Below are 1,146 nucleotides of genomic sequence, written 5' to 3'. Positions count from 1 at the left end.
TCGCGGGCGAGGGCGCACACGCGCAGGGCGAGCAAGCGGCGCGCGCAGCCGCGCGAATGTGTCGGCCGAGATCAGCGGCGTGTCGCCGAAGGCAATGAGGAGATCATCCACCCCGCGCGCGATCGCATCGCGCGCCGCGAGCACCGCATGTGCGGTCCCGAGCCGCTCGGATTGCACGAAGGTGAGCGCGTCCGGGCGAATGCGCCTCGCCTCGTCGGCCACGGACTGATGGTCGGGCCCGACCACGACCGCGAGCGAGGTGCCGGCTCCCTTGGGGGCCGCCGCCAGCACATGGGCAAGCAGGCTCTGGTGGGCGACCGGATGCAGCACCTTCGGCAGGCTCGATCGCATGCGCGTGCCTTCGCCGGCGGCGAGCACGATCGTGAGGCTGGAACGGGTGGTCATCGAAATCCTGTCAGATGGAGCCGAATCGCGTGGCGCGAGGCGCAGCGCCCCTCGGACGCTACCGCTACCCCCGCAAACGCCCGGAATTCAAGTGCGGTGCGCTTTTCCTGTTAATGTTCCCCGATTGATTCGGGGAAGCCGGACAGGGCTGGGCGCTTAACGTACATGGCAAAGGATTCCGACCCACTGGCGGATGCCTTCGGCACCAAGGAGACCGGCGGACTGTTCTCCGGACTTTTGGCCGAGGAAAGCGCGTTCGACCGGCGCATGATGTGGCGCCTGGGCTCGTGGGGCGTGGCGGCGGTCGGTGCCGTTGTCATTGCGGTGATGGCCAACCAGGCCCAGCTCGGCTGGCGCCGCGACCAGGCCGCGTCCGCCGATCTGGCGCGCCAGGCCGACCGGCTCCAGATGCTGACCAAGGAAAGCCAGAACGAGGCGCGCCGCCTCGCCGCGGCCATCGAGACGCTGAACAGCGACCGCGACCGGCTCTATTCGCGCGTCACCGTGCTGGAGCAAGGGCTCGATTCCGTCACCGGCACCATCGCCAGGCAGACCGCCGCCTCGTCGCCACCCCCGAAGCCGCAGGACGCAGCGCCGGCGCTTACAGCTCCCAGCGTCGCGCCGGTCGCCTCGACGCCGGCTCCGGCGAGTGAAAAGCCGCGCAGCGAAGCCGCCAAAGATGCTCAGAAGGACGCTCCGAAGGAAACCCTGAAAGAGGCCTCGAGCCCGCCGCTGCAAACC

Annotated in this window: 1 protein-coding gene and 1 pseudogene; one reads left to right on the top strand and one right to left on the bottom strand. The window is 69.4% G+C overall.

Annotated elements, in window-relative coordinates; genetic code table 11:
- Positions 1-405 (bottom strand): NTP transferase domain-containing protein (locus tag JHD07_RS32580; protein WP_291629602.1); only part of this gene is annotated, 405 nt, incomplete at its 3' end.
- A gap of 165 nt (positions 406-570) precedes the next feature.
- Between JHD07_RS32580 and JHD07_RS32575 the strand changes: the two are divergent.
- Positions 571-1,146 (top strand): annotated as a pseudogene (locus JHD07_RS32575) (hypothetical protein); the annotation flags it as partial.

The sequence above is a fragment of the Bradyrhizobium sp. genome (assembly GCF_016462955.1).
Lineage (GTDB): Bacteria > Pseudomonadota > Alphaproteobacteria > Rhizobiales > Xanthobacteraceae > Bradyrhizobium.
This window is presented reverse-complemented; position numbering and strand designations above follow the sequence as displayed.